11 protein-coding genes are annotated in these 17,231 nt (G+C 48.1%); 8 read left to right on the top strand and 3 right to left on the bottom strand.

The window, feature by feature from the left end; translation table 11 throughout:
• Positions 1-5 precede the first annotated feature (5 nt).
• A complete protein-coding gene (locus tag H6G50_RS11315; RefSeq protein ID WP_199302810.1) occupies positions 6-1,223 on the bottom strand; it encodes a restriction endonuclease in 1,218 nt (405 codons plus the stop codon).
• A gap of 322 nt (positions 1,224-1,545) precedes the next feature.
• Here H6G50_RS11315 and H6G50_RS11320 point away from each other — a divergent pair, with 322 nt between their 5' ends.
• The gene (locus tag H6G50_RS11320; RefSeq protein WP_190716235.1) at positions 1,546-2,853 is read left to right on the top strand and encodes a hypothetical protein; all 1,308 of its coding nucleotides are present in this window, start codon (positions 1,546-1,548) and stop codon (positions 2,851-2,853) included.
• 23 nt (positions 2,854-2,876) lie between these two features.
• On the opposite strand, the gene H6G50_RS11325 is transcribed toward H6G50_RS11320, so the two are convergent.
• Complete coding sequence (locus tag H6G50_RS11325) at positions 2,877-3,356, bottom strand: GNAT family N-acetyltransferase (RefSeq protein WP_190716237.1); 480 nt, start codon at positions 3,354-3,356, stop codon at positions 2,877-2,879.
• A gap of 131 nt (positions 3,357-3,487) precedes the next feature.
• On the opposite strand from H6G50_RS11325, the gene clpB reads away from it, so the two are divergent.
• Positions 3,488-6,247, top strand: a complete 2,760-nt coding sequence (gene clpB, locus H6G50_RS11330; RefSeq protein ID WP_190716239.1) for an ATP-dependent chaperone ClpB — start codon at positions 3,488-3,490, stop codon at positions 6,245-6,247.
• A 7-nt stretch (positions 6,248-6,254) separates the two neighbouring features.
• Here clpB and H6G50_RS11335 read toward each other — a convergent pair whose 3' ends face one another.
• On the bottom strand, positions 6,255-6,839 hold the full coding sequence (locus H6G50_RS11335) for a GNAT family N-acetyltransferase (RefSeq protein ID WP_190716241.1): 585 nt from the start codon (positions 6,837-6,839) through the stop codon (positions 6,255-6,257).
• 124 nt (positions 6,840-6,963) lie between these two features.
• On the opposite strand from H6G50_RS11335, the gene H6G50_RS24405 reads away from it, so the two are divergent.
• The 6 genes from H6G50_RS24405 (at position 6,964) to H6G50_RS11360 (ending at position 17,213) form a co-directional block, all read left to right on the top strand.
• A complete protein-coding gene (locus H6G50_RS24405) occupies positions 6,964-7,278 on the top strand; it encodes a pentapeptide repeat-containing protein (RefSeq protein ID WP_190716421.1) in 315 nt (104 codons plus the stop codon).
• Between the two features lie 512 nt (positions 7,279-7,790).
• Positions 7,791-8,093 carry a type II toxin-antitoxin system HigB family toxin gene (locus tag H6G50_RS11345; RefSeq protein ID WP_190716243.1) on the top strand — a complete coding sequence of 101 codons (303 nt, stop codon included), beginning with the start codon at positions 7,791-7,793 and terminating at the stop codon, positions 8,091-8,093.
• 151 nt (positions 8,094-8,244) lie between these two features.
• Positions 8,245-8,379 carry a membrane protein insertion efficiency factor YidD gene (locus H6G50_RS24120; protein WP_242032792.1) on the top strand — a complete coding sequence of 45 codons (135 nt, stop codon included), beginning with the start codon at positions 8,245-8,247 and terminating at the stop codon, positions 8,377-8,379.
• Between the two features lie 219 nt (positions 8,380-8,598).
• On the top strand, positions 8,599-11,688 hold the full coding sequence (locus H6G50_RS11350) for a peptidase domain-containing ABC transporter (protein ID WP_190716245.1): 3,090 nt from the start codon (positions 8,599-8,601) through the stop codon (positions 11,686-11,688).
• Positions 11,689-11,926: 238 nt separating this feature from the next.
• Complete coding sequence (locus H6G50_RS11355) at positions 11,927-14,239, top strand: HlyD family efflux transporter periplasmic adaptor subunit (RefSeq protein WP_190716247.1); 2,313 nt, start codon at positions 11,927-11,929, stop codon at positions 14,237-14,239.
• A gap of 85 nt (positions 14,240-14,324) precedes the next feature.
• On the top strand, positions 14,325-17,213 hold the full coding sequence (locus tag H6G50_RS11360; RefSeq protein WP_190716249.1) for a DUF4114 domain-containing protein: 2,889 nt from the start codon (positions 14,325-14,327) through the stop codon (positions 17,211-17,213).
• The last annotated feature ends 18 nt before the right edge of the window (positions 17,214-17,231 follow it).

Genomic DNA, 17,231 nt, shown 5'->3' on the forward strand with positions numbered 1-17,231 from the left:
AGTTATTAAGGAGAAAAATTTGTTTCACTATTACTATTTGAATTTGCTGCTGTTTCTGTCCAGTTCATCAAACTATGTACGAAATTATTATGGAGCAGAGTAAAGTCACCAAAAGTAACTAGCTGGTCACGCTTAACCCCTAGTAAGTCAGCTAGTGGCTTTTTATCTCGGTTGAAAACACTATCCCATGCAAAAAACATCAATTTATTCTGAATCTTCGCAGAAGTGACAGGTTGTTTTATAAAAAAATAACCAACTTGCTTATCTTCAATACCCCGAATAGAAGCATGATGAGTTTTAATAAAGCTATTAAAATTTCTAATCAACTTCTTCCATTGTTCTTCAGTTAAAATGCCATGTTCGCCATAAGTTGGCGTTGGTGGCTTACTGTCATCCCAGTCCACAAATTCCCAATCCCAACGACGTTTAAATGCACTATCCATAAAATAGATAGAATTATCTGATGTATTCATGGTGGCTATTATTGAAAGATTGGGAGGTAGCCAAATTTTTCGATCCTTTAAATTAAGTTTCAGTCCATCAACTCTATTTTGAAAAGTAGTGTAATTTTTAACCCAATCGCTTTCGCCTGGAAATTTATATTCAAACTGATCTCCTTCAAGGGCTTTTTCCTCAACTCCTATTAATGAAAGCAAAGTTGAAAGTTCTATTTCTGTAATGTTGATGCCGTAAGAAGACCATCCACTATCATCCCGATCTAAAAGCTGAAAGACTGTACCAAAAATAGCGGATGAGTTTCCCCTATTAATTTCATCTATGACTAAAGCAACATTTGAAGCTTGATTACAAGCTATCTCTCGAGCGCGATTAATCTCAAAGTCTTTATTTTTATCAGAAAGTTCTTTAAGCTCTTTACTTTTTGTGGGAGCGATGTAGTGAGACAGAATATTTTTATAGGCTTGAGAAAGCGCTTTTAGAAAATGTCCTTCATAAAACTTATATCTAACGCTTCTACCTTTTGTTATGGGTACAAGTTTACCCATAAAATCACCATAAGTATATTCTGGGTGAAAAACTGTTTTGATGATACTTTCTGGATTAATGGTCTCGTCAATCTTCAAGTCTTTAGGAATTATCTCTCGATCGATTCGGTAACTCTTACCTGTGCCAGGGCTTCCAAACAAGATTTTCTGAATTGGATGTGTAGTATTTATCTGCTGTGTTTCTGTGGTTGATGATTCGCTATGAGGAGCATCATACATACGTTTAACTGATGAGGGTCGCATACCTGAGCTAGTGGATATTATATAAATTTAGCATTTCAACTATGTAATTATTCCCAGTTATTACTACCGATTTAAAATTTAACAGGAGAAATATAACCAATTTGTTTAAACTGTTAAGCATGGTCAGTCCCAACTTGGATGAAACATTTAATGGAAAGTCAGAATATCTAAATTAGAATTGTATCGCAAATACAGTACGATATAGAATACTGTCTAATTTTGATTTTTCCCGATCGCCAACAACATTAGCGCTACAATAGCGATCGCGCCAAAAATTGCGATCTACCGCTAACTGTTAATGGTCGAACACCGCCAACTCAATGCCCTCTCCCTCGCCGCTCTGCTCGTTTCCGCTCACTACGGTTTGGGGTTTCTCCTCGGTACAGGGGAAAAAGCCTTTACCCTCGGAATGGCGGGCAGTCTTTACGCAATTTCAATTGCGCTGGGAACGATCGCTCTCCTCGCTCTAGCTAAATTTTACTGGGAAAATGTCGAACAAATTTGGACGTTGTTAGGACAGCGTTACGGGAGAGGCGCGCAAATTTTAGTCGGTTCGATGTCGTGGTTATCTTTAATCGGTATTGAAGCGGTACAAACGATCGCGGGCGTTTCCATTCTGAATGTTGTCGGCGCGCCCGCTCTACCGACGACGATCGCGTTAACATTAGTTTTTCTCCTCGTTTCTCTCCTGCCCGTAGAGAAAGCCAGTCGCCTCTTTCAAGCCCTGTTAGCTTGCAATCTTTGTGCTTTATTTTACAGTTTAATTCAATTGCACGGTTTGGGAGAATACGCGCGATCGCCGCTCGCGTTTATTCCCTCCCTCCAACAAGCCGAACCGGCAAGCGCGATCGGGATTTCTTTGTGTACGATCTTGTTGGTTCTCATCGATATGAAATACCAACAATATATCGTCCGCGCTAAAGATTTAAAAAACCTTTACATCGGTTGCATTTTAGCGGCATTTATACTATTTGCTTTAGCTTTATTGCCTTCCGCTGTCGTCATTTCCGCGCAAAATGCTGAGATTTTGCCGCCAGAAACTACTGCCAAAGCTGCCATTCCATACATCCTTTCTTGGGTAGGCGGCGGCATTACCAATCCGCTGGGGATTTTACTGATTATTTCCCTCATTGTCCCGGCATTAGGAGTCGGTAGCAGTATTCTGCGAATGCAGACTAAAACGATTCTCGATTTTGGCTTTATCGAAGCTTCAAACGTCAATCGTTTTGCCGTGGCGAGCGCGAATGCCATCCTTGGGTTTATGGTGGCCCTGCGCGGCGGTTCGATTGTGAACTTAATCGTGCAATTTTATGCCGTTTATGTGGCGACGATAATGATTCCTTTTGTGGCTTACCTTTTAGCAAGTTTTGAACGATATATTTTCTCGTCTTTTAGCGTTTATTTTTCGCTGGGAACGGGGGGAGCGGCAGCAATTTCGATGTTAGTTTTAACGTTAATCGATTCTAAAGTTGCCGTTTTGAATAGTCCTGAATTAACGATTATGGGGATGGGGTTTGGGTTTGGGGTGTTGGGTTTGTTGGTGGGACAAGCGATCGCGATTAGGACAGCGCCGAGGGAGAGTTCCGAACCGCGCGAACTTTCTTAGGTTGACAAGCAGATGTTAAAGCCCTACGATGCGCCGACCGATAAATCTTTAGCAAAAACCATCGACTGCTTGATATTTGCATAGCCTAAATGTTGGTAGAAGCGGTGCGCTGCTGGGCGAATAATGTTAGAACGCACTACAATGCGATCGCACCCGCGCTCTTTTCCCCACTGTTCGCCGCATTCAACTAACCTTCTGCCAGCCCCGCAGCCGCGATACTCCTCGTCAACAATCAACCCTAAAATGAAAGCAGAGGTCGGCTCGATCGCGAGATAGCAACGATGGACGTGAATCCACGCGATCGCGCGATCGTCCTCGGTTGTGGCAACATAAATAGCATGGTCATCGTGGCGCAACAAAACCTGAAGGCGTTCTCGCATTTGTGCCTCCGTTGTCGGATAGCCCAAGCGATCGGATAATACCGAAATGCGATCGGCATCTGGCAATGTCGCCAAACGTAACTTTAAGGAGAATACAGAGTTCATCCACAATTCATCACTCATAATTCATCACTCACAATTTATCCCCCCGTCTCCCCATCCCCCCAAGAACCCAGAGATTTCCTAACCCGAAAACCGTAGCCCGGTGAGGTGAATTGCTATAATACCGCTACGATAGCCCCAAACAGAGGGAAATGCAGCCAACCGATCCGAGTTTATTTACCGAGTCAGCCTGGGAAGCGATCGTCAAATCGCAGGATATCGCGCGTCAATTCAAAAGCCAGCAACTCGAAGTCGAACACGTCATCATCGCTGTTCTTGAAGGCGAAGGCGTTGCCCAAACCATTTGCGCCCGCGCCAACATTGACGTATTGCGCGCCGTCCAACAACTCGAAGCTTTCGCCAACCGCCAGCCCCGCGCCGTTAACGTCACTCAACTTTACCTCGGACGCGGACTCGATACCCTCCTCGATCGCGCCGAAGCCTCCCGCAACAGTTGGCAAGATAAACTAATCTCAGTCGAACATCTCCTCCTCGGTTTCGCAGAAGACGATCGCATCGGCAGACAACTCCTCAAAAAATTTAACCTCGATCCCCAAGATCTCGAAGCGATTATCAAATCCGCCCGCGAAACCCAAAAAGCCGCCGAAACCACCCAAGCGGAAACCGAAGCCGCCGAAGAAAAATATCAAGCCCTCGAAAAATACGGGCGCGACCTCACCGAACAAGCCAAAGAAGGTAAACTCGATCCCGTCATCGGGCGCGATGAAGAAATTCGTAGCGTCATCCAAGTCCTTTCCCGCCGCCTCAAAAATAACCCCGTCCTCATCGGCGAACCCGGAGTCGGGAAAACCGCCATCGCTGAAGGACTCGCCCAACGCATCGTCAACGGCGACGTTCCCGAATCCCTCAAAAACCGCCGCCTGATCTCCCTCGATATGGGCAGCATCATCGCTGGTGCGAAATACAGGGGCGAATTTGAAGACCGTTTGCGCGGCGTGCTGCGGGAAGTTACCCAATCCGACGGTCATATCGTCCTGTTTATCGACGAACTGCACGTTGTCGTTGGTGCGGGGGCTGGCAGTCAGGGGGCGATGGATGCGGGCAACTTGCTTAAACCGATGCTTTCGCGCGGGGAACTGCGTTGCATCGGCGCGACGACGTTAGATGAGTATCGCAAGCATATTGAAAAAGACCCCGCCCTCGAGCGCCGCTTCCAACAGGTTTACGTCAAACAGCCCAGCGTTGAGGATACGATCTCGATTTTGCGCGGACTGAAGGAACGCTACGAACTTCACCACGGCGTAAGGATTACCGATTCTTCCCTAGTGGCTGCCGCTACACTCTCCCATCGTTATATTAGCGATCGCTTCCTCCCCGATAAAGCGATCGATGTCGTCGATGAAGCTGCCGCCCGCCTGAAAATGGAGATTACCTCCAAACCCGTCGAACTCGAAGTCATCGACCGCCGCTTGATGCAATTGCAGATGGAGAAACTCTCCCTCGAAGGCGAAGGCAAAACCTCCACTTCCACCGTTTCCGCCACACAAGACCGCCTCAGTCGCATCGAACAGGAAATTAGCGAACTGCAAAGCAAACAAGAAAGTCTCTCTTCTCGCTGGCAAAATGAAAAGCAGATGCTCGAAGCTATTAGCAGCTTAAAGGAAGAGGAAGAACAACTGCGCCTGCAAATCGAGCAAGCAGAACGCGCTTACGACCTCAACCGCGCCGCCCAGCTTAAATACGGTCAACTCGAAACCCTCCAGGAAGACATCGCCGCCAAAGAAAGCGAACTCCTCGCCCTGCAAGCGCAAGGATTAGCCCTGCTGCGCGAAGAAGTCACCGAAGCCGATATCGCCGAAATTATCGCCCGTTGGACGGGCATTCCCGTGACGCGCTTGCTGGAATCGGAACGCCAAAAATTATTGCGTCTGGAAGATCACCTGCACCAACGGGTTATCGGTCAAGGAGAAGCCGTTTCTGCCGTCGCCGCCGCCATTCGTTTGGCGCGGGCGGGGATGAAGGATGCGGGAAGACCGATTGGTTCGTTCTTGTTTATGGGGCCGACGGGCGTGGGCAAAACCGAACTGGCGCGCGCCCTTGCCGTGTTGCTGTTTGACAGCGAAGAAGCGATGATTCGGCTGGATATGTCCGAATATATGGAAAAACATACGGTTTCGCGCTTGGTGGGCGCGCCGCCGGGATATGTGGGCTATGAGGAAGGCGGACAGTTAACCGAAGCCGTGCGCCGCCGTCCTTATGCGGTGGTGCTGCTGGATGAAGTGGAGAAAGCACACCGGGATGTTTTTAACATTTTATTACAAATCCTTGACGACGGTCGCGTTACGGACTCTCAAGGGCGCACGGTGGATTTCCGCAATTCTATTATCGTGATGACGAGCAATATCGGCTCGCAGTATATTTTAGAAACGTTGATGGAGGATGGGGAAGGGAAGCCGGTTGAAGAGGATGAGAATTATGAGAAGATGCGATCGCGCGTTTTGGATGCCTTGCGCAGTCATTTCCGCCCGGAGTTCCTCAATCGCATCGATGATTTGATTATTTTCCATACCTTGCGTCGGGACGAATTGCGATCGATTGTGACGTTGCAACTTCAACGGATTCAAAAGTTACTTTCCGAGCAAAAGATTGTCCTCGAATTAACCGAAGCGGCGATGGATCGTATCGTCGAAGCGGGTTACGATCCGGTGTACGGCGCGCGCCCCCTCAAACGAGCAATTCGACGCGAATTAGAGCAGCCGATGTCTACAAAAATTCTTGAAAATGCCTTTGGGGAAGGGGATACAGTCGTTATTGATTGTCGGGAGAATGCGCTTGTTTTTGAGAAGAAAGAAGCGGCGAACGTAATTCCGACTAAGACGACTAAGAAAGCAAAATCTCCAGTGCCAGTCCCGACAACGGTTGAGGTTGTGGCTGAGAGTATTGAATCTTAATATTCTTTTAATCGGTCTTATTTCGAGCGATTTGATAGACTATCAAATCTAAAATTTCACCATTTTGTGTTTCGAGCTTCGATTCCTCAATCGGCTTTCCCCCTAAAGATTGAGGAATCTTAGCACTTGGGATATTTTGGCGATCGACGGGATAAATCATACAATCAAGATCGAGATGCTGCCAGCCCCAATCAACCAAGGTGCGAATCGCTTCCCGCCCGTAGTGGTGGCCGTGGGCGCTTTTTTTTAGCCAAATACCGAGTTCTGGCTTATCAATTTTACCTCTGCCATGCAAACCGCAACAGCCTAAAAATTCCTCAGTTTGCTTGGATAAGATAGCGAAGACTAAATTGTTACCAATCTCCATCCAGCGACGAGTTTCCGTAATAAAATGCTGGGTTTCAGAAATTTCTTGAGGCGGAGAAGGTGACATATACTTCGTCACTTCAGGGGTAAATTCCCGGAAAATATCGCTCGCGAACTGTTCGGAGATGGGGACTAATCTCAATCGTTCGCTTTCCAGGGTAAGCTCGAGAAAGTTTATCGGTTGAGCGTCAAGGAAAGTAAACGCTCTCATTTCATCGGTATCCATGAGATGTCAAGCGCGATAAAGGTTAGGAGAAGTCTTCATACCATTATAAACAAAATAGATTTTGATGTAGCTTGACTCGATAAGTGCTATATTAATCGACCTAAATATTGTTACTTCATGAAGGATACGACAAGCTAATTTAGAAGGGGCAACCTTTGAGGGAGCAAACTTAGCTCGGGCCGATTTTCATTGTGGTGCGGGAAGTTGTACTGACTTAGACAACACGAACTTTAAAAATGCCAATCTCGCGGGAGCCGATTTTCGCGCGGTTGGATTTACCGTTGTGGAAGAGATTGGCTTACCCAACGTTGATTTTACGGGGGCAGATTTGAGTGGGGCAAATTTTGAGGGGGCAAGCTTAAAGGGAGCTTTGCTGGATGGCGCTAAACTTTGCAAGACTACCTTGCCCGATGGAAAAATTTCAAACCGAAATTGCTAATAGTTTTAAGCTTGCCGGTCTACTACCCGATGTCTCCGAACGTTATCCATTGTCCATTGTCGAATGGCACTGACTTAAGGCTGGTGGGCGCTGCCCACCCTACGAAATTATCTGTAGAGACGTTGTATACAACGTCTCTACAGGCGATTTTTCAACTCTTATTTCAGTGCCATTCGTCCATTGTCCATTATCCATTACACGAAGTCCGCCTCAAAAAATCCCTACGAATGTTGGGTTTCCTTTCTCGAGCTAACTTATAAATTGAATGATAGGCGTAGTGCTATAAATCATAGCTGAACAACACTAGCTTAAGGCTGGTGGGGGCTACCCACCTACAATTTCTAGCTTGAATTATGTATGTAGTGCTATGAATTATAATCGATCGCACGCTGTTTTTAGGAAATAGAGGAGTCAGTCTTGTAGATAAACCCCAGACTTGACGCTCGGAGAACTCCGAAGCAGTCGAGTCAACGGTCTCTAACAGTAAGCTAACGCGATTTATTATAGACCTTATGCGAATTTTATCCTCCAGAATCCTCCGTAAATTCTGTAAATCTCATCCAGATGTTAAAAAGGCACTGAAAAATTGGTTTTACGAGGCTTCTCGTGCCAATTGGCGCAGTCCTGCCGATATCAAAGCCCATCGTTGCAGTGCTAGTATCCTTGCCAATAATGGTGTGGTCTTTAACATTCGAGGTAACAATTATCGGTTGATGGTTAAAGTTCACTATAAAAAGGGTCTTATCGTTATCAAGTTCATTGGCACTCATGCAGAGTATGACAAAGTTCCGATGAATGGCCTTTTATTAGCTTAAAAGGGATTGATAGCGTCAACTCGGGCGGGCAATTACCCGCCTTTTTTTCAGGAAATTGCGAAATAATGCTTGTAGTTACATTGAAACTCGGTCGCACCAGGACTTCCTAGCGCGAGTCGAACCAACAGTTTTTGAAAGCAGTTTTAATAGGGTGAGTTTAAGGCGGCGGAATGCGATCGACAGTTTAGCGATCGCGGCGATTGGGGTTTATCAGCGCCATCTCTCCCCCCGTAAGGGTTTCGCTTGTGCGTATCGCGTTCTCCACAACCGCGATTCTTGTTCTTAAAATTTAAGTGATTTTTGATGACCTTCGTGCTTCTCAAACAATTAAGCGCGCTAAAAGCAAATTTTTGACTCTGGTACTGTTTGAGGAGGGTCGATCGCCGCTGGGAGAAGGGTTTTCTCAGTCTTCAGGAGTACGTGATAATACTTAATTTAATGTAACCTATCCGGATTGTCGGAGGAGATCGCGAAGGATAGAGAGGTAGCGAGTCTCCATAAGCGCATGACGACTGACGAAACCACGATTCAAGACTTCCTGGGGCATCTTCCACCGTTCGATCGCCTTCCAGACCAAGCCCGCACTAAAGTTGCCAAACAACTGCAATTGCGAACCTATTCAATGGGAGAAGAGATTTTAGTCGGAACGGCTTTACCGACTGAAGTTTTGATTATTTATCAAGGTTACGCGCGCCTTTTAGGGTACGACTCTAAAACGCGAATGCCGATCGCGCTAAAGCTGCTGCAAACCGGATCGATGCTGGGTTGGACGAGTTTGCTGCGCGGTGTCGCGACAGAAACCGCGATCGCGTCTACGGATGTAGCAGCGTTAACTTTGCCCGCATCAACCTTTCTCAAACTCCTCTCCAAACATAGCGCGATCGCGCAGTATTTCGACCAGCACGCCTCGGAAAGCGAAGTTTTTGAGTTATTCGGTCAATATCTTCAAGGACAAGCCAAAAAGATTCCGAACGCGCTCGATCTCGTCCAGCAAGCTTGTCCGGATGCCGTTATTTGCAACTTTCCCGCCGGTCAAACTGTTTTACGCAATCAACTCGATGCGAACTATCTCTGGTTTGTAAGTTGCGGCGAAGTGGTGGCACTGTCGGAATCGGGCGCAACGCCTGCGGTTTACTTACCCCTGGATAAGAGCGATTTTCGCATTATCGGCGATCGCCCTGCCCGGTTGTTAGGAATTCTTAAATCGACCTCCTTAGAAGAAGCGGGTATCATTCAAACTTTAAAACCCGAAATTAAAAAAGAGCAAGAAGAATCGGGAATTGAAAATGAAAAAACCGAGTCTGAAAATAACCGCGAAGAAGAGGAAACTAGCGTTCAAAGCTTAGAATTTAACCTTCCACGGGAAGGAGAACGCGAACAGAGAAGAGAAAGACGCACTGAAGGAGAAAGAACGAGTTCGGTTGGTAAACCCTCCAATTCAAAAACGAATTATCCGTTTGTTCGAGGGCGACGGGGCGCGATCGATATCTCGATTGCTTGCTTGACAATGGTGAGTCAATATTTCGGCGTACCGCTGCGACGAGAGGTGATGCAGCGAGTTTTAAGCGATCGCTTGCAAGGACGCGATCGCCCTTCTTTAGCGGTTTGCGGTGCTGTTATCGAATTAATGGGGCTGCACGCCCAACTGATGAACGTTCCCGCACGTGCAGCGGCGCGCATTCAAGCCCCCGCTCTTATCGGTTGGAAAGATAGCATCGCCGTTCTTTGGGAAGCGAGCGATCGCGGTTTTATCCTCAGCGATCCTAAAGAAGGCGTTCTTACTTATACCCCCGAAGAATTCGCCCAACACTGGAATAAAACGACCCGCGTTCTCCTCATTCAAGCGGGAAAAGAAACGCCCCGACAGCGCTTTGGCTGGCAATGGTTTTTGCCCTCCCTACACCGATACCGTAAAGTCTTACTTCTCGTTTTAGTTTCCTCTTTTTTCGTTCAACTCGCAACCCTCGCTAATCCCCTCATCGTTCAACTCATTATCGACCAAGTTATCGTTAAAGGAAGCTTTGAAACGCTCAACACTTTAGGGCTATTTCTCCTTATCGTCGCCATTTTTGAAGCATTACTGGGAAGCTTGCGAACTTATCTCTTTGTCGATACGACTAATCGCATCGATCTTACCCTCGGTACGCGCATCATCGACCACTTATTGCGCCTGCCCCTTCCCTACTTTGAAAAGCGTCCTGTCGGCGAACTTTCCAGCCGCATTAACGAGCTTGAAAATATTCGCTCCTTCCTCACGGGAACGGCATTAACCGCAGTCTTAGATGTAATCTTTTCTGCCATTTACATTGTGGTGATGATTATCTATAGCTGGCAACTGACCATTGCTGGCTTAGCCACCGTTCCCCTCTTTATTCTGCTGACTTGGTTTTTCTCGCCCGTGATTCGCCAACAACTGCGCGCTAAAGCCGAACAAAACGCTCAAACGCAATCCTACTTAGTGGAAGTGCTATCGGGAATTCAAACCGTTAAGGCGCAGAACATTGAAGCGCGATCGCGTTCTTCTTGGCAAAGTCGTTACGCGCGTTATGTCAGTTCCGGATTTAAAACCGTTATTTCTTCTACGACGGCTAATTCTATCAGCAACTTCCTGAACAAAGTTTCCGGTTTATTGGTGCTGTGGTTTGGCGCTTCTCTCGTTCTGAAAGGAGATTTAACTCTCGGTCAATTGATTGCTTTTCGCATCATCGCCGGTTATGTCACCGGACCGATTTTACGGCTCGGTCAACTTTGGCAAAACTTACAAGAAACGAGCTTATCTCTTGAACGTATTGCTGACATTATCGACCACAATCGCGAATCAGAAAAAGACCGTACTAATATCCCGATGCCGAATATTCAGGGAGCCGTAACTTACGAAAATGTTGCCTTCCGTTTCCGCAGCGGCGAGCGCCTGCAACTCGATAATGTCAACTTAGAAATTCCCGCCGGTCAATTTGTTGGAGTTGTCGGTCAAAGCGGCGCGGGAAAAAGCACTCTGACTAAGCTATTAGTCCGATTATACGACCCTGAAGGCGGGCGAATTTTAATCGACGATTACGATATCAGTAAAGTCGAACTTTACTCGCTCCGCCAGCAAATTGGAGTCGTTCCCCAAGAAACATTGCTATTCGACGGAACGGTAGAAGAAAATATTGCCCTCACCAATCCCGACGCGACAACTGATGACATTATTCAAGCCGCAAAAATCGCCGTCGCTCACGAATTTATCATGAATCTTCCCAATGGTTATAACACGCGGGTTGGCGAAAGAGGTTCTGCCCTTTCTGGCGGACAAAGACAGCGAATTGCGATCGCGCGCACAATTCTTCAATACCCTCGAATGTTAATCTTAGATGAGGCAACCAGTGCATTAGACTACCAAACCGAACGTCAAGTTTGTGACAATCTAGCCCGCACATTTTCCGATATGACAGTCTTCTTTATTACCCACCGTTTAGGAACCGTGAGAAATGCCGACCGCATTCTTGTTATGGATAAGGGACGAGTAGCAGAATCCGGCAATCACGACGAACTAATGATGATGAAAGGACGCTATTTCGTTTTATCCCAACATCAGGAATTCGTACTGGGATAGTTTTAATTGACAATGGATAACGAAAGAGTTGTTTTAAGTTAATTATTTTGTCTGAGTTTGAATTTTGAGTGTGTTTACTTTTCATTGTCAAACTGCACTTTTTGAGTTATCTATCGTCAATCGCCAAACTGATTTATCCACCTCTTCGTTATCCATTATCAATTCCCCTATCTTCGTTATCCATTGTCAATTATCAATTAAAACTATCCATTATTCATTATTCATTATCTATTAACCTATGCTAGCCCTACTCGCCTGCACGAACTGTTTAGAAACTCCTGCCGTACCTGTTGCTGCACCCGCAGAACGCGATCGCGGTAGCGAACAACAAACTTCAGTCAAACATCGCCCAACAGACGCTCGCAACCCCAGCGGAATCGGCAGCCCGGAAACGATCGCGACTCCGCCGGAAACAAGCCAGAAAGCTAAGGCAAAGCTACCCCAAGCAGCGGACAATTTGCAAGAAGTTTCTACGCAGTCCGCTCGCTCGAAACTCGCACTCGGCAGCGTTGGCGCTCCCGTACTGCAATTACAATCAAAATTGCAAAAACTTGGTTATTATTCGGGGGATTTAGACAGTCGCTACGGCGAAAAAACGCGATCGGCGGTTGAAGCGTTTCAAAAAGCACAAGGCTTGCCGCAAGATGGCGTGGTTGGGGCGAAAACTTGGCTGCGTTTGTCTGGCGGTAAAACGCCTACTACAGCGACTCCTTTTAATTCGCAAGCTTTTGTTAAAAGTCAAGCCGCAACACCTACTAATCCGCCTAAAGCGATCGCGAAATCGAAAATTACGACGGCATCTTTATTCGGCTTGCTCGTCTTCTTTTCGGCGGGATTGGGCGTAGTCGCGGTGATGCGGAAGTATGGAACCGTGGCGCAGCTTCAAACGGCGCTGGCGGGCGATTTCCCCTATCCGGTGGAACGACGGGGTAACGGTTTGTTCGACGAACCGGAGGAAATCGAGGAATTCGAGCAACCCGTGATGCTGCAACAGTCTCCGGTGCTGCCAAACGCGATCGCTTGGACGCTAATTGGCTTAGCACTGTTCGGGCTAACCTGGGCTTCTGTCGCCAAAATCGAACAGGTGGTTCCGGCGCGGGGACAACTCAAGCCTCAAGGAGCCGTCAAAGAAATCCAAGCACCAACTAGCGGTGTTGTCAAGCAAGTTTTTGTTAAAGACGGGCAGCACGTCAAAGCGGGCGATTTGTTGGTGAGTTTCGATCCCACCGCACCCAAGGCGGAGTCGGAATCATTACGAAAAGTTCGCGCCTCCTTAGTTGCGGAAAACGAGTTCTACCGTCGGATTTTGGCTTCTTCGAGTCCCATTCAGGTGCGCCCGACGGATATTGCGCTTGCGCCGGAAGTGCTGTCCCTGGCGAAAAATCGCGCCGCGCTGCTCGCGGAAAATCAATTGTTGCGATCGCGCCTCAATGGGGGTAACGGCGCGGGGGCGGATGCAGACGAACGCTCTCGCCTCGCCGTTGCCAATGCCGAATTTCAGGCGCGCCAGCAATCAGCAGCCCTCGCTGTGGCACAGTTAGAGCAAGAATTAAGTAAAAACCAAGCCCAGCTTGCCGATTCTCGCACGCGCTTAGCGACCGATGAAGGCGTGTTGCAAAATATTGCCGCCCGCAATCGTTTAGCCGTTGCCAACGCGCAAAAAAGCCTGGAGATCGATAAGACGATTTTGGGGCGCATCGAACCCTTAGTCGAAGAAGGTGCGATCGCGCGCGTTCAATACGATCGCCAACTCCAAGAAGTCACGCAGCGTTCCAGCACTTTACTCAATGAAAGCAGTCAGGGGCAAATTCAGTACAATCGCCAACTCCAAGAAGTACAAACGCGCAAAGCAGAAATCGCGCAACTTCAAGCCGAACAAAAACGTCTTCGTTTTAATATCGCTCAAAGTCAGGCTGAAGCCATTGATAAGACTTCTACCATCCAAAAAGATATTTTGGATACCATTTCTGCTAACAAACAAAAATTAGCAGACCTGGACAGTCAAATGAACAAAACGATTCTGGAAAATCAAAAAAGTTTAGCAGAAATTGATAGCAAAATAAGTCAAACTGAGTTATCATTGAAATACCAGGATTTGCGAGCGCCAGTCGATGGTACCATCTTCGATCTTCAATCCAGGGATGCCGGTTTTGTAGCTGACACGAGCAAAACTTTAGTCAAGATTGTTCCCGATGATAGTTTAGTTGCAGAAGTCTTTATCACCAATAAAGACATTGGATTTGTTCGCGAAAATATGAAAGCTGATGTCCGCATCGAATCTTTCCCTTACAGCGAATACGGACAGATTAGCGGCAAAGTAATTTCCGTGGGTTCCGATGCACTACCGCCGGACAATACTCATCAAACTTATCGATTTCCAGCCAAGATTAAATTAGACGAACAAGCGCTCGATGTAAACCGCCGCAAAGTTTCCCTGCAATCGGGAATGGCAGTCGATGTCAACATCAAGATTCGCGAAGATCGGCGAGTGATTAGTTTATTGACAGACCTGTTTACTAAAAATATCGAAAGCTTGGAAAACATTAAGTAATTAACAGTGACTTGCTCGTTGTTAATTGCTTCCGATAACGGTTCGCTATTTGCCTTTGTTCACCTTTCACTGTTCGCTAAATATTATGGCAACGATCGCAGTAACAAACATCAATGATAGCGGTGCGGGTTCTTTGCGCGCTGCTCTATCCTCCGCACAATCCGGCGATATCATCGTCTTCGATTCCGCCCTCACCGGACAACAAATCACTCTCACCAGCGGTCAACTCACGATCGCAAGCAATGTCACCCTTGACGGTTCCGCAGCCTCCGGTGTAACGATTAGCGGTAACAACGCCTCCCGCGTCATCGATGTCGCCGCCAACCTCAACGTCACCCTCAAAAACTTAACCATCGCCGACGGACACACCACCGGAACCGCGATGGATGGTGCTGGAGGTGGTATTCGCACCGGACTGAACACCACCCTCGTTCTCGAAAACAGCACCCTAAAAAATAACTACGCCAGCGGCGACGGCGGCGGCGGACTCTGGGCAGGCAACAACAGCACCACAACCATTACCAATAGCACCTTTGAAGGAAACAGTACCGCCGGATTGCAAGCACCCGGAAGCGTTGGCGAACGCGGCGGCGGTGCGATTGCCGTTGCCAGCGAAAGCGTCATTACCGTTAGCGGCAGCACCTTCAATAACAACACCGGCATTAACGGCGGTGCGATTAATACCGTCCTTAGTACCCTCACCGTCAGCGGTAGCACCTTTACCAACAACGATACGACTCCCGGTGGCGCATTTGGCCCCGATACGCGCGGTTACGGCGGTGCGATTTACTCCGACGGCGGTAAAACCGGAGTCAGCGATTCGATTGCGATTACAACCAGTCGCTTCGACGGTAACAAGGCAGCGGGACAAGGCGGCGCAATCTTCCTGTATCCTTATTCCGGTCACGATACGGCTTCCATCAGCGATAGCACCATCGTCAATAATTCCGTCATTAAAGATGCCAAGGGCGACTCCCTCGGCGGCGGAATTCGCATTGGCGGCGGCGGCGGTTTTACGATGACAAATACCACCGTTGCGAACAATACTTCCAACAATCAAGGCGGCGGACTGTGGGCAGGAGAAGGCTCGCCGATTGAGATAACTAATAGTACCTTCTACGGCAACCGCGCCCTTTCTACAAATGGAATTAATGGAGAGGGCTTAGGCGGTGCGATGTTGCTGGCGAATAATCCTCCGACAACGATTACCAGCAGTACCATTGCCAATAACTACGCAGCGTTTCAAGGCGGGGGATTCTGGGGCGGCGGCAGCAATACAACGATTAACGATAGCTTAATTACCAGCAACCAAGCTAACAACAACAATCAGGGGTGGAATATCAACCACCAAACTGGCGTAACTTATAACGGCAGCGGCAACGTTGAGTACAATCCTTACAATGGCAACGATACTAAAGTCGTTGGCAGTTCGCAGGTTGTGGATCCGCAGTTGGCTACCTTCCTCGATAATGGCACAGCTTTGCAAAGTCCCCCACAACCGGGTAATGCGACAGTGACGGCGGGGGCGGATCCGAACGGCGCGCCCTTACCGACGATTCCCCTTGCGCCGACGAATCTCGTGGCAACGGCGGCGAACGATACGGAAATTGCACTTTCTTGGGGGGATAGTAGCAATAATGAATCGGGATTTAAGATCGAGCGATCGCTTGATAATACCAATTGGTCAACCGTCGGTACGGCAGCGAGCAACAGCACCTCCTACACCGATACGGGATTGAGCGCGAATACCCAATACTATTATCGCCTCAGTGCGATTAATGGGGCCGGGGCTTCGGGCGCGATCGCGGCAGACACTACCACAACAAATACCGGAATCGGCGGCACTCCTGTCGGCGGCACTCCCATCGGTGGCACTCCCATCGGCGGAACTCCCATCGGCGGAACTCCTGTCGGTGGCACTCCCATCGGCGGAACTCCCATCGGCGGCACTCCTGTCAGTGGCACTCCTGGAAGCAATCCCGTTACACCCAGCTTGACGCAAAATGCCAGTAATATCTTTACCCTCGTCGGCGGCGAAAATCTGCTGTTCGCGCTCAATGGTACTAATACTCAGGCTGTCAACGAAATTGCCGCTTTCAAAGTAGACGACGATCGCGGTACGATTAACGGCATTGCGCCGGGAGAAGCCGGTTACTTACAAGCCGCCCTCAGTAATAGCAAAGTTATCTTTTCTGCCTTACCCAAAATTTTCCCCAACCTCAGCACCAATCGCAATATTAGCTTCGATTCCGGCGATAAACTCGGTTTCTACTTGGTTCAAAACGGAACCACGGAAAAAGCATTAAGCGAACTTGCCAGTGGAGGCGCACCCGATAACGTCTTCTTTGCGAATGCTAGCGCCAATGCAGGCGGTGCTAGCGCCCTGCAAACGTCCGATTTGGGGAATAATCGCTATCGTCTTGCGTGGGAAGATCGGTTTGGGGGTAGCGTTGACTTCGGCGACTTAGATATGACAGTCGAACTGTCTCAAGCGCCGCCGCCGATCGCAACCCAGCTTCAAGGCACGAATTCTCTAGAAGTCCTCGACTTGACGAACCTGACGAGTTCGGTGCGCGCTCAATTTTCGGTTCATAGTGATGCTGGGTATAGCAACTCCTTCGGATTTTACGCGATCGACGATGCCACCGGACGCATCGGCGACCTAAAACCGGGAGATGCGGGTTACGCGCAAGCGGCTGTCAGCCAGCGCATCGATCTTAATTCGCCTCTATCGGGCGGTCAACTTTTAAGTCCTTTCTTAATTGCCAACGGTACGGCGGATGACTTTTTAAGTAAAAACCCCGGAAATCAAGCGAATAACGGGCCGAATGCCTACTTTGGCAGTACCAGTGCAAACCCCGATGGTGTCGATCATATTCGCTTAATTGGGGATAATACTTTTGCCTTTGAAGATTTATACGGAGGCGGCGATAAGGACTATAACGATTATGTCGTTCAGGTCAATTTTGCTTGATAACTTTGATATCAGCAG

This window comes from Oscillatoria sp. FACHB-1406 (assembly GCF_014698145.1).
Lineage (GTDB): Bacteria > Cyanobacteriota > Cyanobacteriia > Cyanobacteriales > Spirulinaceae > FACHB-1406.

What these genes read in the sequence shown, in the direction of transcription:
- H6G50_RS11350 (WP_190716245.1), top strand. Translation starts at nt 8,599, where the DNA reads ATGACGACTGACGAAACCACGATTCAAGACTTCCTGGGGCATCTTCCA.
- H6G50_RS11360 (WP_190716249.1), top strand. Translation starts at nt 14,325, where the DNA reads ATGGCAACGATCGCAGTAACAAACATCAATGATAGCGGTGCGGGTTCT.
- H6G50_RS11355 (WP_190716247.1), top strand. Translation starts at nt 11,927, where the DNA reads ATGCTAGCCCTACTCGCCTGCACGAACTGTTTAGAAACTCCTGCCGTA.
- H6G50_RS11325 (WP_190716237.1), bottom strand. Translation starts at nt 3,356, where the DNA reads ATGAGTGATGAATTGTGGATGAACTCTGTATTCTCCTTAAAGTTACGT.
- clpB (WP_190716239.1), top strand. Translation starts at nt 3,488, where the DNA reads ATGCAGCCAACCGATCCGAGTTTATTTACCGAGTCAGCCTGGGAAGCG.
- H6G50_RS11320 (WP_190716235.1), top strand. Translation starts at nt 1,546, where the DNA reads ATGGTCGAACACCGCCAACTCAATGCCCTCTCCCTCGCCGCTCTGCTC.
- H6G50_RS11345 (WP_190716243.1), top strand. Translation starts at nt 7,791, where the DNA reads ATGCGAATTTTATCCTCCAGAATCCTCCGTAAATTCTGTAAATCTCAT.
- H6G50_RS11335 (WP_190716241.1), bottom strand. Translation starts at nt 6,839, where the DNA reads ATGGATACCGATGAAATGAGAGCGTTTACTTTCCTTGACGCTCAACCG.
- H6G50_RS11315 (WP_199302810.1), bottom strand. Translation starts at nt 1,223, where the DNA reads ATGTATGATGCTCCTCATAGCGAATCATCAACCACAGAAACACAGCAG.